At 60.0% G+C, this 21,107-nt stretch carries 22 protein-coding genes; 16 read left to right on the top strand and 6 right to left on the bottom strand.

Annotated elements, in window-relative coordinates; genetic code table 11:
* Window position 1: 1 nt before the first annotated feature.
* On the top strand, window positions 2-1,159 hold the full coding sequence (locus FBY04_RS26550) for a phosphatidylserine/phosphatidylglycerophosphate/cardiolipin synthase family protein (RefSeq protein WP_084321724.1): 1,158 nt from the start codon (window positions 2-4) through the stop codon (window positions 1,157-1,159).
* Between the two features lie 417 nt (window positions 1,160-1,576).
* On the opposite strand, the gene bglX is transcribed toward FBY04_RS26550, so the two are convergent.
* Window positions 1,577-3,868, bottom strand: a complete 2,292-nt coding sequence (gene bglX / locus FBY04_RS26555) for a beta-glucosidase BglX (RefSeq protein WP_145318071.1) — start codon at window positions 3,866-3,868, stop codon at window positions 1,577-1,579.
* Window positions 3,869-4,104: 236 nt separating this feature from the next.
* Between bglX and FBY04_RS26560 the strand changes: the two genes are divergently transcribed.
* The 4 genes from FBY04_RS26560 (at window position 4,105) to FBY04_RS26575 (ending at window position 7,710) form a co-directional block, all read left to right on the top strand.
* A complete protein-coding gene (locus tag FBY04_RS26560; protein WP_084323751.1) occupies window positions 4,105-4,713 on the top strand; it encodes a LemA family protein in 609 nt (202 codons plus the stop codon).
* Window positions 4,714-4,764: 51 nt separating this feature from the next.
* Window positions 4,765-5,505, top strand: coding sequence for a YgcG family protein (locus tag FBY04_RS26565; protein ID WP_145318074.1), 741 nt, complete (start codon window positions 4,765-4,767; stop codon window positions 5,503-5,505).
* A 43-nt stretch (window positions 5,506-5,548) separates the two neighbouring features.
* Window positions 5,549-6,166 carry a TPM domain-containing protein gene (locus FBY04_RS26570; RefSeq protein WP_084323753.1) on the top strand — a complete coding sequence of 206 codons (618 nt, stop codon included), beginning with the start codon at window positions 5,549-5,551 and terminating at the stop codon, window positions 6,164-6,166.
* Between the two features lie 329 nt (window positions 6,167-6,495).
* On the top strand, window positions 6,496-7,710 hold the full coding sequence (locus FBY04_RS26575) for an SAM-dependent methyltransferase (RefSeq protein ID WP_145318076.1): 1,215 nt from the start codon (window positions 6,496-6,498) through the stop codon (window positions 7,708-7,710).
* A 120-nt stretch (window positions 7,711-7,830) separates the two neighbouring features.
* On the opposite strand, the gene FBY04_RS26580 is transcribed toward FBY04_RS26575, so the two are convergent.
* Window positions 7,831-8,721 carry a DMT family transporter gene (locus FBY04_RS26580; RefSeq protein WP_145318079.1) on the bottom strand — a complete coding sequence of 297 codons (891 nt, stop codon included), beginning with the start codon at window positions 8,719-8,721 and terminating at the stop codon, window positions 7,831-7,833.
* A gap of 325 nt (window positions 8,722-9,046) precedes the next feature.
* Here FBY04_RS26580 and FBY04_RS26585 point away from each other — a divergent pair, with 325 nt between their 5' ends.
* The 3 genes from FBY04_RS26585 (at window position 9,047) to FBY04_RS26595 (ending at window position 10,458) form a co-directional block, all read left to right on the top strand.
* Window positions 9,047-9,628, top strand: coding sequence for a DJ-1/PfpI family protein (locus tag FBY04_RS26585; protein WP_145318082.1), 582 nt, complete (start codon window positions 9,047-9,049; stop codon window positions 9,626-9,628).
* Between the two features lie 14 nt (window positions 9,629-9,642).
* The gene (locus FBY04_RS26590; RefSeq protein ID WP_084323757.1) at window positions 9,643-9,948 is read left to right on the top strand and encodes a ribbon-helix-helix domain-containing protein; all 306 of its coding nucleotides are present in this window, start codon (window positions 9,643-9,645) and stop codon (window positions 9,946-9,948) included.
* A 165-nt stretch (window positions 9,949-10,113) separates the two neighbouring features.
* Window positions 10,114-10,458 carry a YegP family protein gene (locus tag FBY04_RS26595; RefSeq protein ID WP_084323758.1) on the top strand — a complete coding sequence of 115 codons (345 nt, stop codon included), beginning with the start codon at window positions 10,114-10,116 and terminating at the stop codon, window positions 10,456-10,458.
* A gap of 127 nt (window positions 10,459-10,585) precedes the next feature.
* Here the strand turns inward: FBY04_RS26595 and FBY04_RS26600 are convergent, their stop codons facing one another.
* Together FBY04_RS26600 and FBY04_RS26605 are read right to left on the bottom strand one after the other, a co-directional pair.
* Complete coding sequence (locus FBY04_RS26600) at window positions 10,586-11,473, bottom strand: dihydrodipicolinate synthase family protein (RefSeq protein ID WP_145318084.1); 888 nt, start codon at window positions 11,471-11,473, stop codon at window positions 10,586-10,588.
* Window positions 11,474-11,502: 29 nt separating this feature from the next.
* Window positions 11,503-12,285 carry an aldolase gene (locus FBY04_RS26605; protein ID WP_145318087.1) on the bottom strand — a complete coding sequence of 261 codons (783 nt, stop codon included), beginning with the start codon at window positions 12,283-12,285 and terminating at the stop codon, window positions 11,503-11,505.
* A 109-nt stretch (window positions 12,286-12,394) separates the two neighbouring features.
* On the opposite strand from FBY04_RS26605, the gene FBY04_RS26610 reads away from it, so the two are divergent.
* Window positions 12,395-12,937 (top strand): helix-turn-helix domain-containing protein, encoded by a 543-nt coding sequence (locus FBY04_RS26610; protein ID WP_145318091.1) that lies wholly within the window; start codon window positions 12,395-12,397, stop codon window positions 12,935-12,937.
* Window positions 12,938-12,996: 59 nt separating this feature from the next.
* Here FBY04_RS26610 and FBY04_RS26615 read toward each other — a convergent pair whose 3' ends face one another.
* Complete coding sequence (locus FBY04_RS26615; protein ID WP_145318094.1) at window positions 12,997-14,016, bottom strand: DUF4917 family protein; 1,020 nt, start codon at window positions 14,014-14,016, stop codon at window positions 12,997-12,999.
* A gap of 158 nt (window positions 14,017-14,174) precedes the next feature.
* Between FBY04_RS26615 and yiaY the strand changes: the two genes are divergently transcribed.
* Window positions 14,175-15,323, top strand: a complete 1,149-nt coding sequence (yiaY, locus tag FBY04_RS26620) for an L-threonine dehydrogenase (protein WP_145318097.1) — start codon at window positions 14,175-14,177, stop codon at window positions 15,321-15,323.
* Here the strand turns inward: yiaY and FBY04_RS26625 are convergent.
* A complete protein-coding gene (locus tag FBY04_RS26625; RefSeq protein ID WP_145318100.1) occupies window positions 15,320-16,486 on the bottom strand; it encodes a multidrug effflux MFS transporter in 1,167 nt (388 codons plus the stop codon). The genes yiaY and FBY04_RS26625 overlap by 4 nt on opposite strands.
* A gap of 449 nt (window positions 16,487-16,935) precedes the next feature.
* Here FBY04_RS26625 and FBY04_RS26630 point away from each other — a divergent pair, with 449 nt between their 5' ends.
* The 6 genes from FBY04_RS26630 to FBY04_RS26655 all read left to right on the top strand — a co-directional run bounded on the left by FBY04_RS26630 (window position 16,936) and on the right by FBY04_RS26655 (window position 21,083).
* Window positions 16,936-17,670 carry a hypothetical protein gene (locus FBY04_RS26630; protein WP_145318103.1) on the top strand — a complete coding sequence of 245 codons (735 nt, stop codon included), beginning with the start codon at window positions 16,936-16,938 and terminating at the stop codon, window positions 17,668-17,670.
* A 5-nt stretch (window positions 17,671-17,675) separates the two neighbouring features.
* Window positions 17,676-18,140, top strand: a complete 465-nt coding sequence (fos, locus tag FBY04_RS26635; RefSeq protein WP_145318106.1) for a fosfomycin resistance glutathione transferase — start codon at window positions 17,676-17,678, stop codon at window positions 18,138-18,140.
* Window positions 18,141-18,157: 17 nt separating this feature from the next.
* Window positions 18,158-18,796, top strand: coding sequence for a LysE family translocator (locus tag FBY04_RS26640; protein ID WP_145318109.1), 639 nt, complete (start codon window positions 18,158-18,160; stop codon window positions 18,794-18,796).
* 87 nt (window positions 18,797-18,883) lie between these two features.
* Window positions 18,884-20,233, top strand: coding sequence for a diguanylate cyclase domain-containing protein (locus FBY04_RS26645; protein ID WP_084322626.1), 1,350 nt, complete (start codon window positions 18,884-18,886; stop codon window positions 20,231-20,233).
* A 116-nt stretch (window positions 20,234-20,349) separates the two neighbouring features.
* A complete protein-coding gene (locus FBY04_RS26650; protein WP_084322627.1) occupies window positions 20,350-20,508 on the top strand; it encodes a KGG domain-containing protein in 159 nt (52 codons plus the stop codon).
* A 71-nt stretch (window positions 20,509-20,579) separates the two neighbouring features.
* Complete coding sequence (locus FBY04_RS26655) at window positions 20,580-21,083, top strand: DUF4142 domain-containing protein (RefSeq protein ID WP_145318112.1); 504 nt, start codon at window positions 20,580-20,582, stop codon at window positions 21,081-21,083.
* Window positions 21,084-21,107: the final 24 nt, after the last annotated feature.

The following is a 21,107-nucleotide window of genomic DNA, read 5'->3' on the forward strand; positions in this document are numbered from 1 at the left end:
CATGGCCGGCGCGATTTTTCCCTGGCGTGAAGGCAACAGCTTCGAGCTGCTGATCGACGGTCCGCAGTTTTTCCCGCGCATGTTGGTCGCGATTGCCCGTGCCGAAGAGCAGGTCGAACTGGAACTGTATCTGGTGGAGGCGGGCGCCTGCGCCGAAGCCATGGTTCAGGCATTGGTCCAGGCCGCCGAGCGCGGCGTGCGGGTGCGCTGCCTGTTCGATGATTACGGCAGCCTCGCGTTTACCCTGACCTTGCGTCAGCGGCTGATGGCGGCGGGCGTGGAGCTGCGTTTCTACAATCGCCTGAGCTGGCGACGCTGGGTCGGCAATTTCTATCGCGATCATCGAAAGCTGTTGCTAGTCGACCAGAGCATGGCGGTGGTCGGTGGCACCGGTGTCACCGATGAGTTCTGGACGCCGGGTCAAGACACCAGCGAATGGCACGAAGTGATGGTGGAGATCACCGGCCCCCTGGTCATCGACTGGCAGTTGCTGTTCGACCGCCAGTGGATCGCCAACCGTCATCGGCGGGCCTGGAAACCGGCCTCGCATTTCGGCCTGCCGCGATTGCCGCGTGTGCCACCGATGGGCGAGGGCATGGGCCGCGTGGCGTATGCCGACGCCCGTCAGCACCGCGACATCCTGCAATCGCTGGTTCGTGCACTGAACAGCGGACAAAAGCGAATCTGGTTGGCCACGCCGTACTTTCTGCCGACCTGGAAAGTTCGCCGCTCATTGCGACGGGCTGCTGGCCGAGGCGTCGATGTGCGACTGTTGTTGACCGGGCCGCGCACCGATCACCCGTCGGTGCGCTACGCGGGGCACCGCTACTACCCGCGATTGCTCAAGACCGGGGTGAAGATCTTCGAATACCAACCGTGTTTCCTGCACCTGAAAATGGTCCTGGTCGATGACTGGGTGAGCATTGGTTCGTGCAACTTCGATCACTGGAATTTGCGTTTCAATCTGGAAGCCAACCTCGAAGCACTGGACCCCGGGTTGACGCGGGCGGTGGTGGCGAGTTTCGAGCAGGACTTTGCGTTGAGCCAGGAGGTGAGCCTGGAGGCATGGCAACGCCGGCCGCTGTGGCGACGGGTCAAGCAAAGGGTTTGGGGATGGGTGGATCGGCTGGTGGTGAATCTGCTGGATCGACGCGGATAGTCATCGCCGGCAAGCCAACTCCCACAGTGAATCGAAGTTGGGTCGTGATTTTTTCATCGACACATCCCTTGTAGGAGCCGGCTTGCTGGCGATGGCATCACCGCGGTGTATCCGACAGACCGAGGGGATGCCTTCGCCAGCAAGCCGGCTCCTACAGGGGGCGCGCGGTGTTACAGCAGTTCAAAACTCTGCTGCGTCACATCCTGGGAATCCAGGCCGATCTGCACGTTGAACTTGCCTGGCTCCGCTGCGTACTTGAGCCAGTTCCCACAGTGAATCGAAGTTGGATCGTGATTTTTTTATCGACACATCCCTTGTAGGAGCCGGCTTGCTGGCGATGGCATCACCGCGGTGTATCTGACAGACCGGGGAGATGCCTTCGCCAGCAAGCCGGCTCCTACAGGGGGGGGCGCGGTGTTACAGCAGTTCAAAACTCTGCTGCGTCACATCCTGGGAATCCAGGCCGATCTGCACGTTGAACTTGCCTGGCTCCGCCGCGTACTTGAGCTGGGCATTGAAGAACTTCAGGTCATCTTCGGTGATGGTGAAGTGCACGACTTTCTGTTCGCCGGCCTTGAGCATGATTTTCTGGAAGTTCTTCAATTCCTTCAGCGGCCGGATCATCGAGCCGGTCACGTCTTGGATGTACAACTGCACCACGGTTTCGCCGTCACGCTTGCCGGTGTTTTTCACCGTGACGCTGGCGTCGAGCTTGCCGGTCTTGTTCAGCGTGGTCGAGGACAACGCCATGTCGGTCAGGCTGAAATCGGTGTAGCTCAGACCGAAGCCGAACGGGAACAGGGGGCCGGTGGTGTCATCGAAGTACTGCGAGGTGTAGTTGCCCGGTTTGCCAGGCGTGAACGGCCGGCCAATGCTCAGGTGGTTGTAGTAGGTCGGAATCTGGCCCACCGAACGCGGGAAGGTGATCGGCAGTTTGCCCGACGGGTTGTAGTCGCCGAACAGCACGTCGGCGATGGCGTTGCCGCCTTCGGTGCCGCTGAACCAGGTTTCCAGAATCGCGTCGGCCTGGTCTTTCTCTTCGAGAATCGACAGCGGACGGCCGTTCATCAACACCAGCACCAGCGGTTTGCCGGTAGCTTTCAGCGCCTTGATCAGGTCGCGCTGGTTGGAAGGGATGTTCAGGTCAGTGCGGCTCGACGATTCGTGGGACATGCCACGGGACTCGCCCACCGCGGCCACCACCACATCGGCATCCTTGGCGGCCTTCACCGCTTCGTCGATCAGCACTTGCGCCGAACGCGGATCGTCCACCACTTCCGGGGCGTCGAAGTTAAGGAAATTCAGGTAATCCAGCACCTTCTTGTCGCTGGTGATGTTGGCGCCACGGGCGTAGATCAGCGTCGATTGCGCGCCGAGTGCGCTGGTCATGCCGTCGAACAGCGTCACCGATTGCGCAGGTCTGCCGGCGGCGGCCCAACTGCCCATCATGTCGATCGGTGCCTTGGCCAATGGGCCGACCAGCATGATCTTCGCGGTTTTCTTCAGCGGCAGGGTTTCGCCCTGGTTCTTCAGCAACACCAGGCTGCGGCGCGCAACGTCGCGGGCTTCGGCGCGGTGCAGGCGGCTCTCGGCGTAAGTGTCGGCCGGATCATCTTCAGCCTTGCCGATGCGCAGGTACGGGTCCTTGAACAGGCCCATGTCGTACTTGGCGCCGAGCACTTCGCGCACGGCATTGTCGATGTCGCTTTGCTCGATTTCGCCGGCCTTCAGCAGACCCGGCAGTTCTTTGCCGTACAGGGTGTCGTTCATGCTCATGTCGATGCCGGCCTTGATCGCCAGCTTCGCGGCTTCGCGACCATCAGCGGCAACGCCGTGCTTGATCAGCTCGAAAATCGCCCCGTGGTCGCTGACCGCCAGGCCCTTGAAGCCCCATTCCTTGCGCAGCAGGTCATTCATCAGCCAGGTGTTGGCCGTGGCCGGTACGCCGTTGATCGAGTTCAACGCAACCATGACGCCGCCAGCACCGGCGTCAATCGCGGCGCGGTACGGCGGCAGGTAGTCCTGGTACATCTTGACCGGGCTCATGTCGACGACGTTGTAGTCGCGACCGCCCTCGACCGCGCCGTACAAGGCAAAGTGCTTGACGCTGGCCATGATGCTGTCGGCCGCGTTCGCGCCAGTCCCCTGGAAAGCCTTGACCATCACGCCGGCGATGCGCGACACCAGATAGGTGTCTTCGCCGAAACCTTCGGAGGTGCGGCCCCAACGCGGGTCGCGGGAGATGTCGACCATCGGCGCGAAGGTGATGTCCAGGCTGTCTGCTGCGGCTTCCTTGGCGGCGATGCGCCCGGACAGGCCAATGGCGTCCATGTCCCAGCTCGACGCCAGCGCAATCGGGATCGGGAAAATGGTGCGGTGGCCGTGGATCACGTCATAGGCGAAGAACATCGGGATCTTCAACCGGCTGCGCATCGCCGCGTCCTGCATCGGACGGTTTTCCGGGCGAGTGATCGAGTTGAACGTACCGCCGATGTTACCGGCGGCGATTTCCTTGCGGATCAGCTCCCGGGGCATTTCCGGGCCGATGCTGATCAGGCGCAACTGGCCGATCTTTTCATCGAGGGTCATCTGCTTCATCAGGTTGCTGATGAAAGCGTCCTTGTTCTCCAGAGGTGCGGGCGTCGTGGCGGCCAATACGGTATGACTGGCCAGGCTGACGAACAGGCCCAGCAAACACAGCTTCTTCATGAATGGTTTTCTCTAAAGCCTAAACGGCAGTGAATACGCGCCGGTCAGCCAAAATTTAGGGAGCGACTATTGTTGTTCAGGTAAATGCAGCACACTTCTGCGTGTTTTTTGCGCTGGGGCATCTTTTAGCCCATTGGCTCGATGCAATCCAGTGGCGGCGGCAGATTATGCCCCAAGAGGCGGTCCAGAAGGTCGCTGGTTGTTTTTCAACGGAATTGAAGGGAGCGTCAAACCAGATGAATGTACGACACCACACTCGGTCAAGCCTGCACGTCGCAGCCTTGATGTTGCTGACCACGTTGCTGGCCGGTTGCGGCATCAACAATATTCCGACCCTTGACGAACAGGCCAAGGCAGCCTGGGGCCAGGTGCAGAACCAGTACCAGCGCCGCGCCGACCTGATCCCCAATCTGGTGGAAACCGTCAAAGGCTATGCCAAACACGAAGAAGAAACCCTGACCGCGGTGATCGAAGCGCGGGCCAAGGCCACTTCGATCCAGGTGGATGCCAACACCCTCGACGATCCCGAGAAGCTCAAACAGTTCCAGCAAGCGCAGGATCAACTGACCGGTGCCTTGAGTCGTTTGATGGTGGTCTCTGAGCGCTATCCGGACCTCAAGGCCAACCAGAATTTCCTGGCGTTGCAATCGCAGCTGGAAGGCACCGAGAATCGCATCGCGGTGGCGCGTCGTGATTTCATCCTCGCGGTGCAGAAGTACAACACCGAAATCCGTACTTTCCCGGGGCGCTTGTGGCACACCGTGATGTACAGCGATCTGCCGATCCGTGAAACCTTCGAAGCTACCAGCCCCGGCGCCGAAAAAGCGCCTGAAGTGAAGTTCTGATCACCCTGTAGGAACAAACGTGTTGATGCTGGTACACGGATGAGGTTGCCAATGCGCGTGTTGAAAGTGGGCCTGGTGCTGTTGCTCTGGGTGTTTGCCCTGACAGCCCGGGCCGAGCTGAAATTTCCGGAGCTGACCGGGCGGGTGGTGGATAACGCCCAAATGATCGAACCCTCGGTGCGCGAGCAGTTGACGCAACAGCTCAACGCCCATGAAAAAGCCACCGGTGAACAATTGGTGGTGGTGACGTTGCCGGACCTGCAGGGCACCGACATTGCAGACTTCGGCTATCAGCTCGGTCGCCACTGGGGCATCGGGCAGAAGGACAAGAACAACGGCGCGCTGTTGATCGTCGCTCGCGATGAGCGCAGGTTGCGGATCGAAGTCGGTTATGGCCTGGAAGATCGCCTGACCGATGCGCAGAGTTCGGTGATCATCAACCAGGTGATCACTCCGGCATTCAAGACCGGCAACTTCAGCAAGGGCATCAGCGACGGGGTCGCGGCGATGCTGGTGGTGTTGGGCGGCAGTCCGCTGGATGAACCGTCGACGGTGTACGACTCCGGCGGCAATCAGGAGAGTGACTTCGTTTCGCGGCATCCCGGGGTGTTTGTGTTCCTGGTGTTGCTGTTCATCCTGACGATATTTGTGTTGCAGATGTTCGGGATTCTGCCGGCGGGCCGAGGTGGCTCGGGTGGTTCCAGTGGCGGTTTTGGCGGCGGCGGTGGAGGTGGTGGCTTCAGCGGCGGCGGGGGCAGTTTCGGGGGCGGCGGTTCTTCGGGCGGCTGGTGAACACCCTTCAGATAATAACAATGGCGAGCGGGCACTTTTAAACATGGCACTACTGACTGAACACGAACAACGCAAAGTCGCCGAGGCAATCGCCCGGGTCGAACGCGACACCGACGCCGAACTGGTGACCGTGCTCGCAGCCCGCGCCGACGACTATGCGTACATCCCGCTGCTGTGGGCCAGTTTGCTGGCGCTGGTGGTGCCGGGTGTCGTGCACTACCTGACTGGCTGGCTGACCATGCACAGCTTGTTGCTGGTGCAATGGGGCACCTTCATCGTGTTGTGCCTGGTGTTCCGCATTCCCAAAGTCACCACGCACCTGATCCCGCGCTCGGTGCGTCACTGGCGCGCCTCGAACCTGGCGCGTCGGCAGTTTCTGGAGCAGAACCTGCACCACACCGTGGGCAGCACCGGCATGCTGATTTTCGTCTGCGAGGCCGAGCGTTATGTGGAAATTCTGGTGGACGAAGGGATTTCCAAGCGGCTGGACAACAAGAACTGGGACGCGATTGTTGCGGCGTTCACCCAGCAGGTGAAACAGGGGCAGACGTTGCAGGGGTTTGTGACGTGTGTTGAAGCGTGCGGCGAGTTGCTCAAGGTGCACGTGCCGGTAACGCACGTGAGGAATGAGTTGCCGAATCGGTTGGTGGTGCTGGGCTGATTCAACCTTCTGGGTTGATACACCTTCTGTGGGTGAGAGGGCTTTTGTGGCGAGGGGACTTGTCCCCGTTCGGCTGCGAAGCGGTCGCATATCCAGTTTGCACGGTGTAACTGAAAGAATGCAGGGGGCCGCTTCGCGACCCAACGGGGACAAGTCCCCTCGTCGCAGAGAGCTCGGCTTGTCTGAGGGTTCGCACCTATCGGTAAACACAGGGCGCTCGGCTTGCCTGAGGATTTGCACCGTTCGGTAAATAACTGCGTGTCCCGAACGGCCATCCCCCCTAAAATACCCGCCATTCCCGATTCGCTCCGCCCGAGGCCGTTTTTTTCATGTCCGTCACCGCCACTCCCGCCAGCCTCGCGCCGGATCACCACGCCCAGTTCATCGACCTGATGCAAGCCAGCCTCGACGCCAACGCCTTCATCAAGCTGGTGCTGGCCAAGTACGTTGGCACCGAAGCGGATCTGCAGCGGCTGATCATCAAGCAACTGACTGTCAAGGATCAGCCTTGCCTGTCCTTCGTCTACCGCTACAAGACCCGCGACATCACCAAGAACCTGCCGCTGGCCGAGGGCGTGGCGACCATCGCCGCGTTGTTGCCGGCCTCGTTCAAGAATGCGCATTTGTTGTCGCTGACCGATGAAGCCCAGCTCGAATACAGCAAAAAGGGCAAGTCTTCGCTGTTCAAGAGCAAACCTCAGCAATTGCGTGAGGTACCGTCCGCGGAGCACAACCGTGAGAAGAATCGCTTCCTCGACCTGAGTCGTCCGTTCCTCGCCGACCTTGGTGTGACGAACAGCAAGCACGAGCTGATCCCGGCGATGTCGCGCAAGTGGAAGCAGATCAACAAGTTCATCGAAGTTTTCAGCCATGCGCTGACCACTTCGCCGCTGGCGCTGGACAAACCGGTGCGGGTCGCGGATTTCGGTTCGGGCAAGGGCTACCTGACGTTCGCGATCCACGATTACCTGCGCAATACCTTGAACGCCGAAGGCGAAGTGACCGGCGTCGAGCTGCGTGAAGACATGGTCACCCTGTGCAACGCCGCTGCCGCGAAGCTGGAACATCCGGGCCTGGTGTTCAAGTGCGGTGACGTGCGCAGCGTGGCGCCGAGCGAGCTGGACGTGATGATCGCGCTGCACGCCTGCGACATTGCCACGGACTATGCGATCCACACCGGCATTCGTTCCGGCGCCTCGATCATCATGTGCTCGCCGTGCTGCCACAAGCAGATCCGCCTGCAAATCCAGAGCCCGGCGCTGCTCAAGCCGATGCTGCAATACGGTCTGCATCTGGGGCAGCAAGCGGAAATGGTCACCGACAGTTTGCGTGCGTTGTTCCTTGAAGCCTGCGGTTATGAAACCAAGGTGTTCGAGTTCATCTCACTGGACCACACCAACAAGAACAAGATGATCCTGGCGGTCAAACGTGCCGAGCCGGTGGACCCGGCTCAGTTGTTGGTGAAGATTCAGGAGCTGAAGGATTTCTATCAGATTACCGAGCACTGCCTCGAAACCCTGCTCCGAGCCGACAATTACCTGTAGGAGGCGGCTTGCTGGCGATGGCATCACCGCGGTCGGTCAGATGCACCGCAGTGACGCCATCGCCAGCAAGCCGGCTCCTACAGAGTGATGCAGTGGCAATGGGGTCGGGATTGACCAAGGTCATGCCGTTGCAATGCGGGCCGGTTTGACCGCGGTTTTGCGGCCCAGCATCACCGTCACAATCACCCCGGCAGCAAACAGCCAGGTGATCGGCTCGATATGTTCACCAAAGAACAACGCCGAGAACGCGATGGTGAAGAAGATCTGCAACAGCTGGATCTGACTGACCCGGGCGATGCCGCCCATCGCCAAGCCGGCGTACCAGGCAAAGAATCCAATGAACTGCGAGAACAGCGAGACGTAACCAAACGCCCACCAGGTCTTGGCCGAAATCTCGCCCTGATGTTGCAGTGCCAGGTACACCACGGGCCCGATCAACAGCGGCGTCGACAGCACCAGCGCCCAGCAGATCACCTGCCAGCCGCCCATCTCCTTGGCCAGGCGACCGCCCTCGGCATAACCCAGGCCGCCCACGGCAATCGCGCCGAGCATCAGCAAATCACCGGCCTGAATGCTGCCGGCGCCGCTGATCAGCGCGTAACCCAGCACCAGCGCACTGCCCAGCGCGGCACAGGCCCAGAAGGCTTTCGACGGTCGTTCGTGGGACAACCATGCGGCGTACAACGCCACGCAAAGCGGTTGCAGGCCGTTGACCAAAGCGCCGTGGGACGCGGGCAAGGTCTGCATCGCCCAAGCAGATAAAACCGGGAAGCCGAGGATCACCCCGGCGATCACCAGCGTCAGGCCTTTGATCTGTTTCCAGGTCGGCCATTTTTCCCGGCGCCACAGCAACAATATCGCCGCCGGAATCGCCGCGAACAGCGCACGGCCCAAGCCGTTGAGCAGCGGATGGAGTTCCTGCACGACAATTCGTGTGAAGGGCAGGGTGAGGCTGAAGATGACGACGCCGAGCAGGCCGAGGGCCATGCCGGTGTTTTCGCGGGTGGACATGATGGGGGACCGGAATCGAGGATGATGGGAAAGTGTCTTCATCTAGCCATAAAGCAGGCAGGCTGCGGTGCTACAGCTAAGCGCAGAGTTATCCGTACAGTTGCGAGTAATGCTCGCAACGTAGGAGTTGCCGAAGGCTGCGATCTTTTCATCCGCCGCGCCACAAATCCGATGTGCTCCATTCCAGGATCAAAAGATCGTCCGAACGCGGCCCGAGCCTTCGGCAGCTCCTACAGTTAATCGGTGTAGTAGTCCGGTATTACCTGTCACGCAGATTAAGGACTACCTTGAATACTCTTACGTATTTCCCAGAGGAGTCCTCCCCATGGCTGCCAAGAAAATCCTGATGCTGGTCGGCGATTACGTCGAAGACTATGAAGTGATGGTGCCGTTCCAGGCACTGCTGATGGTCGGTCACACGGTGCATGCCGTCTGCCCGGACAAATCCGCTGGCCAGACCGTGCGCACGGCGATCCATGACTTCGAAGGCGACCAGACCTACAGTGAAAAACCCGGCCACCTGTTTGCCCTGAACTTCGATTTCACCAAGGTTGCCGAAGCCGACTACGACGCGCTGTTGATCCCCGGTGGTCGGGCGCCGGAGTACCTGCGCCTGAACGAAAAAGTCCTGGACCTGGTGCGCGCCTTCGACAAGGCCGGCAAGCCGATCGCCGCCGTGTGTCACGGTGCGCAATTGCTGGCAGCGGCAGGCGTTCTTGAAGGCCGCGAGTGCAGCGCTTATCCGGCCTGCGCGCCGGAAGTGCGCCTGGCGGGCGGCACGTTCATCGATATCCCGGTGACGCAAGGTCACGTTCAAGGCAATCTGGCCACTGCTCCGGCCTGGCCGGCCCACCCGAGCTGGCTCGCCGGTTTCCTCGGCTTGCTGGGCACCAAAATCACGCTGTAACGAGGGACGATTCCATGTGCGAGCTCTACGTCAAAGCCGACCCGATTCTCTACGAATCGCGCTCCCGCTCGCTGCGCATCTGCGGGGTGGTCACCACTCTGCGCCTGGAGAATCAGTTCTGGGACATCCTCAGCGAAATCGCCGGGGTCGACGGCATGACCACCAACCAGTTGATCGCCAAGCTGTATGAAGAGGTGATGGATTACCGTGGGGAAGTGGTGAATTTTGCTTCGTTTTTGCGGGTGAGTTGTACGCGGTATTTGAGTCAGCGGCGGGTGCAGGCGCCGGAGTTGTCGGTGGTACGGGCGGCTGCGAAGTAGCACAAGCCGTGTTGCCATCTTCGCGAGCAAGCCCACGCTCACATTTGATCGCATTCCAAATGTGGGAGCGGGCTTTCTCGCGAAGGTGTCCGTACAGGCGACAAAAATACAGGGCTGGTCTTTACTCTGAAGCGCGAAACCTCTCAATCGCCAAGGAGAAAGAGCATGTCTGGATGGTATGAGTTAAGCAAAACCAGCAACGGCCAGTTTCGCTTCGTGCTGAAAGCGGCGAATGCCGAAACCATTCTGACCAGCGAGCACTACACCACCCGCAGCGCTGCCGAAGGCGGCATAGCCTCGGTGCAGAAGAACAGCCCGCTGGATGAACGCTACGAGAAAAAGACCACCAAGGACGGTCAGCCGTACTTCAACCTCAAGGCCGGCAACCACGAGATTATCGGCAACAGCGAAACCTATTCCTCTGATGCCGCGCGGGACAAAGGCATCGCGAGTGTGAAGGCCAACGGTCCGACGACGGTGATCAAGGACAAGACGTTGCCGGTGCTCTAAAAAACAACACCATCCCCCCTGTAGGAGCCGGCTTGATCTGGCGATGATGTGTCAGCAACCTATGCGTCGACTGACACACCATCGCCAGCAAGCCGGCTCCTACAAGGGTTTCGCGCAGGTTTCCGGATCAGCGCAATGCTTTCAGCAAGGTTTGTAGCTGATCGACGCCAGCCTCACCCAACGGAAACACGGGCAACCGCGGGTCGCCCACTTCCAGCCCGGTCGCGCGCAAGCCCGCCTTGATGGTCGCTGGCAAGCCGCCCTTCAAAATGAAATCCAGCAGCGGCAACTGGCGATAGAACAGGTCACGCGCCTTGCTCAAATCGTTGGCCAACACCGCTTCATACAGATCCAGATTGAGCTGCGGGATCAGGTTCGGCGCCGCCGTGCACCAGCCCTTTGCACCCGCCGCGAAGGCTTCCAGTGCCAGCGGATTGCAGCCGTTATAGAACGGCACCTGACCTTCACCGAGCCGTTGCAGTTGGTGCATGCGCTGGATGTCGCCGGTGCTCTCCTTGACCATGGTCACGTTGTCCACGGTATTGACGATGCGCAGGATCAGGTCGACCGACATGTCGGTGCCACTGGTGGCCGGGTTGTTGTAGAGCATGATCGGTACGCCAATGCTGTCGCCGATGGCGCGGTAGTGGGCGAGGATTTCCGCTTCGCTGAGTTTCCAGTAGGAGGTCGGCAGCACCATCACCACATCGGCGCCATGGGCTTCGGCGAAGCGTGCGCGGCGCACGGCTTTGGCGGTGGTCAGGTCGGACACGCTGACTACGGTCGGCACGCGTTTGGCCACGTGCCTGATGCTGAATTCGGCGACCTGATCCCACTCTGCGTCGCTCAGGTAAGCGCCTTCGCCGGTGCTGCCAAGCGGCGCGATCGAGTGGACGCCGCCGTCGATCAGGCGGTCGATGGAACGCCCGAGCGCGTCGAGATCAACGCCTTCGCCATTGGCGGTGAACGGGGTGATGGTGTAGCCGATGATGCCGTGAATCGTTGGGGTCGACATGGCGACGCTCCTCTTCAAAGTGTGTGGGTTCAGTTCAGGCAATCGGCGTGTTGACGCAGGTTCTGCCGAGCGTAGTAGTTGAAAGCGGCGCCATGGCGCTTGGGTTTCGAGATCCAGTCATGGGCTTCGCGGCCCAACTCCGGGATGATCGGCTTGATGGCCCCGGCACTCATCGCCAGCAATTGCAGCTTGGCGGCTCGCTCGATCAATTGCGCGATGACACAGGCTTCCTCGATGGTCGCGCCCGTCGACAACTGGCCGTGGTGTGAAAGCAGGATCGCCCGTTTGTCGCCGAGTGCACCGGCAATCAGTTCGCCTTCTTCGTTACCGACCGGCACACCCGGCCAGCCTTCGAGAAACGCACAATCGTCGTAGAGCGGGCAGAGGTCCATGTGGGAAATCTGCAGCGGCACTTCCAGCATCGACAGCGCCGCGACGTGGGTCGGGTGCGTGTGAATGATGCAGTTCACGTCCGGGCGGGCGCGGTAGACCCAACTGTGGAAACGATTGGCCGGGTTGGGCATGCCGTGGCCTTCAAGCACTTCCAGGTCTTCGTTGACCAGCAGCAGGTTGCTCGCGGTTATCTCGTCGAAACCCAGGCCCAGTTGTTGAGTGTAGTAAGTGCCAGGCTGCGGGCCGCGGGCGGTGATTTGCCCGGCCAGACCGGAGTCGTGACCATTCTCGAACAGAATCCGGCAGGTCAGTGCCAGCTTTTGCCGGTCGGTCCACGTATTATCCGCCAGGGTACTTTGCATCTGGGTCAACGCTTGCTTGACCAGTTGCTCTTTGGGTAGTGCTAAGGTCTTGGCCATATCGGTGTCCTTGGGTGGCTTCATGCAAATGACACTAAAGAGGCTATATGACACTTTGTGTCATTGGCAAGGACAAATCGTCGCCTCCTTGATGGATTAATCGTTCTACATGTCTATCCGTTTGAAATTACTGAGAAAAAAACTTGGCGTGACGCTTGAGGCCCTGGCCGAAAAATCCGGCATGACCAAGAGCTATCTGTCGAAAGTCGAGCGCGGGTTGAACACGCCGTCGATTGCCGCTGCGCTGAAACTGGCCAGGGCGCTGAACGTGAAGGTCGAGGAGTTGTTCTCCGAAGACAACGTCAGCCTCGACAGCTTCAGCCTGGTGCGCAGCCACGAGCGTCAATCCCTGGCGGCCAACGATGAAAGCTCCGGCTATGCGGTGCTGGCGCATCAGGTCAGTGAGCGCAGTTTGTTGCCGTTCATCATCTACCCGCCGTTTGAATTCGCGGACAAAACCTTCAAGGAACACCTGGGGGAGGAGTTTCTGTTCGTCCATGAAGGACAGGTGGAAGTGGATTTCATGAACGAGCGCGTGCTGCTCGATCGCGGTGATGCGCTGCACTTCAATGCACAGAAACCGCATCGGATCCGGTCGGTGGGCGAGGTCAAGGCGCAGTTGCTGGTCGTGGTGCATAGCAGCGAGGAATGAGATCGCTGGGATTTTGTGGCGAGGGGGCAAGCCCCCTCGCCACAGGTCATGCGTTTGCTTTAGTCCTCGACGGGAACGGTCAGCTTCGGACTCCCCAACGCATGTGTCTTCGAATCAAAAAACCGCAATTCTGATCCGGTCCCTTCAAACACCTTCGCGTAATGCCGCTTCTGATGCTGGATAAACGCCTTGCTGCGCGGATAAATCGACACCGCCACCACCTTCGGTTTTGCCTGACGCAATGCATGAACGATGTGGCTGTCCTGTTCGCCCAGCGCGTGGCCAAAGACACACAACCCCTCGCCATGCCCCAATAACTGGTCATAGCAAAACGACAAGTAATCTGAACTGCGAATAGTCTTGAGCTTGTCCGCGCTCGGCCCTTCGTTCACAAACAACGGCACGTCATCCAGCGTCTTGATCGTGTTGTTGATCGCAAAACTGCCCAGCAACGTGCCCTCGGTCGACATCAGTTTGCGCGCCGTGCCGTCCTGATTGCGCACCAGGTGCAAACCGCCGTGCAGGTACAGCAAGCGGGTTTTGTCGGTCGCCGTGGCGCTCAAGTCAAAACCCGGTTCGGCGCCGTGGAACAGGTCGGTAATGGCGTCCGGCTGGTGCTGGATCGCCCAATAATTGAGTAAGTCGTAGTTGGTGGTGAACACCGTCCGGTAACGCCCCAGTTCCTGACTGATCGTCGCCAGCGTCGAGGGCACCACCAGTCGCCAAGGGATGTGCGCCGCGTGCACGGTGTTGATCAGCGCTTCCTTGATCGCGTAGTAGCGATTGCGCGGCGCAGCGGAGCTGACGGCCAGGGCCTTGTTCACGCGGCTGGTGGTTTTCAGCGCGCCCAGCACCTGCTCGAAACTGCGTGTCTGCATTGCGTCGAACACACTCAGCTCTGACTGGCTCAGCGGCTTTTCTTCGACAGTGCGGGCGTTTTCGAACAGCGAGTCGTAGCCGAAATCGTCCCACACCGCACGGCTGGCGCCGTTGCCCACCAGCAGGCCGCTGATCGAGGCGGTGGTGCGCAAGGCGTTCCAGTCTTCAAGCTGGGCATCGACATCCTGGAAATCGGTCATTGCGGTCGTTGTCTCAAAAAGCAAAAGGTCGGATGGGCGGCGACTTTATCACGACCCGGACTTGAGCCAGATCAACATCCGGTGCGATCGATGGGTTGATCCTGCGGGTGTCCGCTGGATCGGCACTATCGGTTCGGCCCCCGCCAGGAGATTCACCCATGAGCAGCACATTTTTCATCCCCCCGGTAAACATCATGGGCATCGGTTGCCTCGACGAAGCGATGGACGCGATTGGCAAGTACCGTTTTCGCAAGGCGCTGATCGTCACCGACATGGGGCTGGCCAAGGCCGGCGTGGCGTCAATGATTGCCGAGAAACTGGCGATGCAGGACATCGACTCGGTGATCTTCGACGGTGCCAAGCCTAATCCGAGTATCGCCAACGTCGAGAGGGGCCTGGGCCTGCTCAAGGAAAGCCGCTGTGATTTCGTCGTGTCGCTGGGTGGTGGCTCGCCCCACGACTGCGCCAAGGGCATCGCGTTGTGTGCAACCAACGGCGGGCAGATCCGCGATTACGAAGGCGTCGATCAATCCGAAAAGCCGCAATTGCCGCTGATCGCCATCAACACCACCGCCGGCACGGCCAGCGAGATGACGCGTTTCTGCATCATCACCGACGAATCGCGCCACGTGAAAATGGCCATCGTCGACCGCAACGTCACGCCGCTGTTGTCGGTCAACGACCCGGCGCTGATGGTCGCCATGCCCAAAAGCCTGACGGCAGCCACCGGCATGGACGCGCTGACCCACGCCATCGAAGCCTACGTGTCCACCGCCGCCAACCCGATCACCGATGCCTGCGCGCTCAAGGCCATGACCTTGATCAGTCAGAACCTGCGCCTGGCCGTGCACGACGGCAGCGACATGGCGGCCCGGGAGAACATGGCGTACGCGCAATTCCTCGCGGGCATGGCGTTCAACAATGCGTCCCTGGGCTATGTCCACGCCATGGCTCACCAGTTGGGCGGTTTCTATGACCTGCCCCATGGCGTGTGCAACGCCGTGCTGCTGCCGCATGTGCAAAGCTTCAACGCGGTGGTCTGCGCCGCTCGACTGACGGATGTAGCCCATGCGATGGGTGCCGACATCCGCGGTTTCAGCCCGGAAGAGGGTGCCCAGGCGGCCATCGCGGCGATTCGTAGCCTGGCCAGAGACGTTGAGATTCCCGCCGGACTGCGTGAACTCGGTGTCCGGCTCAACGACATCCCGACCCTCGCCACCAACGCCCTGAAAGACGCGTGCGGCGTGACCAATCCTCGGGCAGCGGATCAACGGCAGATCGAGGAGATTTTCCGCAGCGCGTTCTAGGCGGTTTCACGGCCAGGCGCGAACCTCACGCAGAGCATCGCGCCCAAGGCCAGTAATGTGCATAACAGTGATAGCGGCCATGCCTGTTGGCTGGCGATCAGACTGGCGATACCACCAATGACAGCCGCCATCAGTTGATGAATGAACCCGCTCAGCGCCATCGCATAAGCACCGCCGACCGGCGAACCGTCGTTGGCCAGCGACAGGCTGATCGGGTAATTCAACGACTGGCCGAACACCGCAACGCAGTAGGGCAACCAGAACAACAGGGCAATCGAAGTGCCGGCGATGCTGCCCAGCAACATCACCGCGCTGCCGGCCAGCACCAGCCCCACACCCGCCGTCATCAACCGACGCTGACCGGTGCGCAGCACCAGACCATTGACCCCCAATGCCCCCAGGAAATAGGCCGCGCTGATTGGCCAACCCAATAATCCGTACTCCACAGCCGACCAGTTGAACGGCCCTTGCAGAATCAACGGCGCCGCGGTGTTGAACGCGATGATCACCCCATAACCCAGCCCGCCAGTGAGTGCCGGAAGCAGGAAGGCTCGATCACGCAGAATGCGCCAGTAGCTGGGCCACGCCGCCGACTGAACATGGTCTTCCTCCCTCACCGGGAACGTGACCCGGGCTACGACCATCGCCAGTAACAGACTGACACTGCCCAGCACGTAGAAAATCGCCGGCCAGCCCAAAGTGACCTGGATAATCGACCCTAGATACTGGCCAATCCCCAGCGCCACCACGAAAGAAATTGAAATCCAGGACAGTGCCTTGGCCAGCAAGTCCCCCCGAAAACTGTCGCGGATCAACACCCGTGCCATGACCGAAATCCCGCTGGCGCCAATGCCCTGAACCAGTCTGAAAAACAGAAAGGATTCCAGCGTCTGGCCCAAGGGCAGCGCAAGGTTGCCCAGCCCATAAATACCAAGCGCCGCAAGCAGCACTGGTTTTCGACCGATGCGCTGACCCAGGCTGCCCCAGAACAACATCGGCAGCGCCATGCCGATCAGGTACACCGCCAACCCCCAGGAAACCTGCGAAGCGTCGGCGGACAGATGCCGAGACATTTCCGGCAGCGCCGGCAGGTAAATGCTCATGCCCAGCTGCGCGAGAAAAACGGTGCTGCAGGTGACGAGGAGGGTGGTGCTGCTCTTCATGGAAAGCCTTGGGGTGTTTTTCAGTCAGGTGTTTTGATTGCGGCAAGACTATACCGAGGCAACCGGTCGAGGACGAATCGTCCAAGGGTTTGTGTTGCCAGACCTGAATGGCGATATCCTCCCGACACGGCCAAACCGAAAACATCGAGCTCACGGCGCTGTATGTCATCGCGGTCTGCGCGCTGGTCGCGATTGCGCTGTTGTTGTGAGGGTTGCCGCAGAAACCGCGCACGCTCGACAAGTTCTGGAAACCTGCGACATCAGAAAAACCGTTTTCGCGAGCAAGTCCGCTCCCACAGGGACAGCGCCAGACAAGACTTATGTGTCCGCGCCGATCCAATGTGGGAGCGGGCTTGCTAGCGAAGACTGGCTGGCAGTCGCTACCGTACTATCAGTTGTCGTGCGGGCCTGAAATCGTCTGTTTTTTTGAAACACACAAGGAGCAAGGAATGACATTGAAGTCTGTACGAATGGGATATGCGGCACTGTGCAGTTTGATGATGGCGGGACAGGCCTTCGCTGCTTGCGAGAAACCGTTTCTGGCCGGCGATTTCGGCTATTCGGTGTGCAAGGAGTGGCCGGCCTATCCGGGGCTGACGATTACGGCATTGTCGCAGTTCGAATCGGGGTACTCGGCGAGCGATTATGGGCCTCAGGGTAAATACGATCTCAATCTTGCCATTGTCTCGGCGGGTGATTCGAAACCGCTGGCGACGTATCACAAGGCAGCGGCTTTCGAGTCGGATGCCATTGCCTTTGAAGACCTGCAACTCGACACCGCACGTTACAAGCTCACGCCGGACCTGAGAGCGTTTGGTGTACGCGTCACGTTCAAGGGTTCGTCACGGGTCAATCCCGTGAGTGAAAAGTTGCTCTCTCTCTATGTGAAAGAGGGCGGCCAGTTGCGTCCGGTCCTCGACAAGCTCATCACCTATGAGTACGGCGGTGAATGGGATGGCAATTGCGCCGGAGAGCTTTATCGACACACCCGCACCCTCGAAATCGGCAACACCCGTTCACATGGCTACGCGGACCTGATCGTCAAAACAGTGTCCAGCCGCGAAATCGGGAAGGGCGAGGGGGAGGCTTGTGAATCAAAGACCATTACCGAAAAATCGGTGCTGACGACGCTTCGATACGACGGTAAAAGCTACGTCCTGCCACACGGTTTCAAAGGTCTATAAATATCATGCTAACCGGCCTCAACCACCTGACCCTCGCCGTCACCGACCTGACCCGCAGCGTTGAGTTCTATCATGACCTCCTGCAACTTCAGCTCGACGCTACCTGGGACACCGGCGCCTATCTTTCGCTGCCCGGCCTGTGGCTGTGCCTTTCCCTCGATCCCCTGCGCAACGCCGGGCCTGCCGCCGATTACACCCATTACGCCTTCAGCATCAGCACACCCGACTTCCTGCCATTCGTCGAACGCCTTCGAGCCGCCAACGTCCGGGAATGGCGCGACAACCGCAGCGAAGGCGCGTCGTTCTACTTCCTCGACCCGGACGGCCACAAACTCGAAGCCCACGTCGGCGATCTGGCGTCGCGGCTGGCGGCCTGTCGGCAGCGTCCCTATGCGGGAATGAAGTTCTTCGACGATCAGTCAGTCGATTTCCGGGGACCTGATATAGACTTGCGCCCATTCACCAAATAGTTCAAAGGATTTCCCCGATGACCCCATCGCTGCTAATGGCCGTTCTCGCCTCGGGCTTCATTTACGGGATCACTCCGGGGCCGGGCGTATTGGCAGTGTTCGGCATTGGTGCCGCGCGTGGGCGGCGGGCAGGGGCAGGTTTTTTGTGCGGGCATTTGCTCGGGGACGTGGTCTGGTGCAGCACCGCGCTGATCGCGATCGTCGGGGCGCGGGAGATCGGCAGTACGGCGTTTGACGTGTTGGGCGTGCTCAGCGGGCTGTATCTGTTCTGGCTCGGTTTGCGCGCGGTGCGGGTCAGACGCAGCAGTGCCGAAGCGCCGCAGGGCCCGGCGCGACAACCGTTCTGGCACGGCATTCTGTTCGGTCTGACCAATCCCAAGGCGTATCCGGTGGCGGTGGCGACCTTTACGGCGCTGCTGTCCAGTCGTGCGGAGTTGTTGCATTGGTCGATGCTGCCCTGGCTGATCGTTCTGAGCTTCGTCGGCGGTCTGATCGCCTACGCTATCCTCATTGGCATCGTCGGTGCACGGCAGGTGCGCAGCCTGTATCAACGGCATGAATTGGCGATCACCCGGCTGTGCGGGGTGATGTTTATCGGTTTCGCCATCAACGCCCTGGCGCATGCTTTGCCGGGGCTGATGCCGAACAAGGCTTGAAACTGATCGCAGGGACGCGTCAGCGGCATCATCACCGGTCAGGGACGGTTTTTTATTGCTGCATTGTTCGGACATGCTCTCTGCACCATGGCAACCAGAAATTCCGCGCCGTTGGCGAGTTACATCGATCTACTGCTGGACGCCGTTTGCGCGGTTGATAAACAAGGTCGCTTTGTTTTTGTCAGCGCGGCCTGCGAGCGCATTTTCGGATACACGCCCGATGAGCTGGTCGGCCAGCCGATGATCGATCTGGTGCATCCCGCCGATCGCCAGCGCACCCTCGACGCTGCGCGGGAGATCATGGGCGGCGACCCCAAACTCAACTTCGAAAACCGCTACCTGCGCAAGGATGGCGGCGTGGTGCACATCCTGTGGTCCGCGCGCTGGTCGGAAGTCGATCAATTGCGCATCGCCGTGGCCCGCGACATCACCGAGCGCAAGCAGGCCGAGTCCCGGCAGGCGGCGCTGTATGCAATCTCTGAAGCGGCTCACGCGGCGGAAGACTTGCTGGCGTTGTTCAAACGCATCCACCTGATCATCGGTGAATGGCTGCCGGCGCTGAACTTCTCCGTCGCGCTGTATGACGAGCACTGCGCGCAGCTCAATTTCCCTTACCACGTCGATGACAACGAACAGCAACCCGAGCAGCCCGGTACCGTCACCGGACGGCTGTGTGCCGAGGTGATCCGCAGCGGCCAGCCGATCCTGCTGACCCCGGATCAGGACAACGCTCCGGAAGGCTTCGAGTTGCTGGTTGCCGGCCAGCATTCGCCCTGCTGGCTGGGCGTGCCGTTGAACTCGCAGAACGGCACCATCGGCGCGCTGATCGTTAAAAGCGTGGCGGGCAGCGAGCGCTATACCGAGCAAGACAAGGAACTGTTGCAGTTCGTGTGCGCCCAGGTCGCGACCGCCATCGAGCGCAAGCAATTGCATGCCCGGCTGCAGCGCATGGCCCAGTACGATCAACTGACCCAACTGCCCAATCGCGAGTTGCTCCGTGACCGGCTGAAAGCCTCCCTGACACTGGCCAAGTCGGAATGCGGGCGCATGGCGCTGCTGTACGTCGATCTCGACCGCTTCAAGGAAGTCAACGACACCCACGGCCATGCGGTCGGCGACATGCTGCTGCAAGCGGTCGCCAATCGCCTGAAAGGCTGCGTGCGGGAAACCGACACCGTGGCGCGTATCGGTGGTGATGAGTTTGTGGTGTTGTTGCACAGCATCCAGGCTGCGGAAGACGCTGACGGTGTCGCCGGCAAAATCCGACACATCCTGGCGCAGCCACTGCGGCTGGATGGCCACAACCTGAACATCCAGCCGAGCATCGGCGTTGCGCATTACCCCGAGCACGGCACAGAGGAAAAGCAATTGTTCCGCCATGCCGACGAGGCCATGTACAGCGCCAAACGTCAGAATCACCTGCAGCACAGGGCTTGAAAACCAGTCGCCGTTCGTCGCATCGATCCCAGTTTTTCTAAACCTTTGCAGTGATCGAAATTCAGATTCTATGCGGGCTCCTGCTCGCCGCGATCAATACCAAGAGGTAGAGAATCATGCCTAACTCAAGAAACTCGAACTCGGGAAATCTCGCCAACGATCGAACGAAGGCGTCTGAAGCCGGTCGCAAAGGTGGGAAAACTACCACCACGACTGTTGATAAAGAGCCTGCGAAACCCGATATGGGCCGCAAAAGTGGCCAGAAATCCAAGTAGTGGTGACAGTAGTTTTGATTGAGAGGCGGGAGCGAAAGCTCCCGTTTGAATTTATAGAGGAGGGCGCGACCATGAACCGGATGGCCACCCGAATACGCAGCGCAAGTTTTGCCACGCTACTGGGCCTGTGTGCCAGCAGTGCCTTTGCCCAGTCCCCCGCCGAATTCATCAACGATGCGTCGGCCAAAGGCATGGCGGACATCGAAGCCAGCCGCCTGGCGCACCAGAAATCCGAATCCAAAGAGGTCAAGGACTACACCATCATCGTCATCAACGACCGCACCACCGCCAACCAGCACCTGGCGAAAATCGCCAAGCAACTCGATCTGCCGGTGGCGCCACGGGAAGAAGTGGTCGACAAGGCCAAAACCTTGATGCCGCCAGTGCAGGACGGCGCGACCTTCGATCAGGCCTACGCCGCCAGCCAGGTGAAGACCACGCAGGAAGCCATCGAGCAACTGCAGCGGACCGCGCAGACCACCGATGTGCCTGAGATCAAGGCCTTCGCCGAAGAAACCCTGCCCAAACTGCAGAACCATCTGCAAATGGCCAAGGCGCTGCAGGCCAGTCGCTGACGCACATTTTGAGCATTCTGTAGG

This window comes from Pseudomonas sp. SJZ080 (assembly GCF_007828295.1).
In the GTDB taxonomy this organism is placed as follows: Bacteria; Pseudomonadota; Gammaproteobacteria; order Pseudomonadales; family Pseudomonadaceae; genus Aquipseudomonas; species Aquipseudomonas migulae_A.

What these genes read in the sequence shown, in the direction of transcription:
- FBY04_RS26610 (WP_145318091.1), top strand. Translation starts at nt 12,395, where the DNA reads ATGTCTATCCGTTTGAAATTACTGAGAAAAAAACTTGGCGTGACGCTT.
- fos (WP_145318106.1), top strand. Translation starts at nt 17,676, where the DNA reads ATGCTAACCGGCCTCAACCACCTGACCCTCGCCGTCACCGACCTGACC.
- FBY04_RS26605 (WP_145318087.1), bottom strand. Translation starts at nt 12,285, where the DNA reads ATGGCCAAGACCTTAGCACTACCCAAAGAGCAACTGGTCAAGCAAGCG.
- FBY04_RS26625 (WP_145318100.1), bottom strand. Translation starts at nt 16,486, where the DNA reads ATGAAGAGCAGCACCACCCTCCTCGTCACCTGCAGCACCGTTTTTCTC.
- FBY04_RS26570 (WP_084323753.1), top strand. Translation starts at nt 5,549, where the DNA reads ATGGCACTACTGACTGAACACGAACAACGCAAAGTCGCCGAGGCAATC.
- FBY04_RS26650 (WP_084322627.1), top strand. Translation starts at nt 20,350, where the DNA reads ATGCCTAACTCAAGAAACTCGAACTCGGGAAATCTCGCCAACGATCGA.
- FBY04_RS26575 (WP_145318076.1), top strand. Translation starts at nt 6,496, where the DNA reads ATGTCCGTCACCGCCACTCCCGCCAGCCTCGCGCCGGATCACCACGCC.
- FBY04_RS26655 (WP_145318112.1), top strand. Translation starts at nt 20,580, where the DNA reads ATGAACCGGATGGCCACCCGAATACGCAGCGCAAGTTTTGCCACGCTA.
- FBY04_RS26560 (WP_084323751.1), top strand. Translation starts at nt 4,105, where the DNA reads ATGAATGTACGACACCACACTCGGTCAAGCCTGCACGTCGCAGCCTTG.
- FBY04_RS26640 (WP_145318109.1), top strand. Translation starts at nt 18,158, where the DNA reads ATGACCCCATCGCTGCTAATGGCCGTTCTCGCCTCGGGCTTCATTTAC.
- FBY04_RS26595 (WP_084323758.1), top strand. Translation starts at nt 10,114, where the DNA reads ATGTCTGGATGGTATGAGTTAAGCAAAACCAGCAACGGCCAGTTTCGC.
- FBY04_RS26565 (WP_145318074.1), top strand. Translation starts at nt 4,765, where the DNA reads ATGCGCGTGTTGAAAGTGGGCCTGGTGCTGTTGCTCTGGGTGTTTGCC.
- FBY04_RS26645 (WP_084322626.1), top strand. Translation starts at nt 18,884, where the DNA reads ATGGCAACCAGAAATTCCGCGCCGTTGGCGAGTTACATCGATCTACTG.
- FBY04_RS26590 (WP_084323757.1), top strand. Translation starts at nt 9,643, where the DNA reads ATGTGCGAGCTCTACGTCAAAGCCGACCCGATTCTCTACGAATCGCGC.
- bglX (WP_145318071.1), bottom strand. Translation starts at nt 3,868, where the DNA reads ATGAAGAAGCTGTGTTTGCTGGGCCTGTTCGTCAGCCTGGCCAGTCAT.
- FBY04_RS26630 (WP_145318103.1), top strand. Translation starts at nt 16,936, where the DNA reads ATGACATTGAAGTCTGTACGAATGGGATATGCGGCACTGTGCAGTTTG.
- FBY04_RS26615 (WP_145318094.1), bottom strand. Translation starts at nt 14,016, where the DNA reads ATGACCGATTTCCAGGATGTCGATGCCCAGCTTGAAGACTGGAACGCC.
- FBY04_RS26550 (WP_084321724.1), top strand. Translation starts at nt 2, where the DNA reads ATGGCCGGCGCGATTTTTCCCTGGCGTGAAGGCAACAGCTTCGAGCTG.
- FBY04_RS26600 (WP_145318084.1), bottom strand. Translation starts at nt 11,473, where the DNA reads ATGTCGACCCCAACGATTCACGGCATCATCGGCTACACCATCACCCCG.
- yiaY (WP_145318097.1), top strand. Translation starts at nt 14,175, where the DNA reads ATGAGCAGCACATTTTTCATCCCCCCGGTAAACATCATGGGCATCGGT.
- FBY04_RS26585 (WP_145318082.1), top strand. Translation starts at nt 9,047, where the DNA reads ATGGCTGCCAAGAAAATCCTGATGCTGGTCGGCGATTACGTCGAAGAC.
- FBY04_RS26580 (WP_145318079.1), bottom strand. Translation starts at nt 8,721, where the DNA reads ATGTCCACCCGCGAAAACACCGGCATGGCCCTCGGCCTGCTCGGCGTC.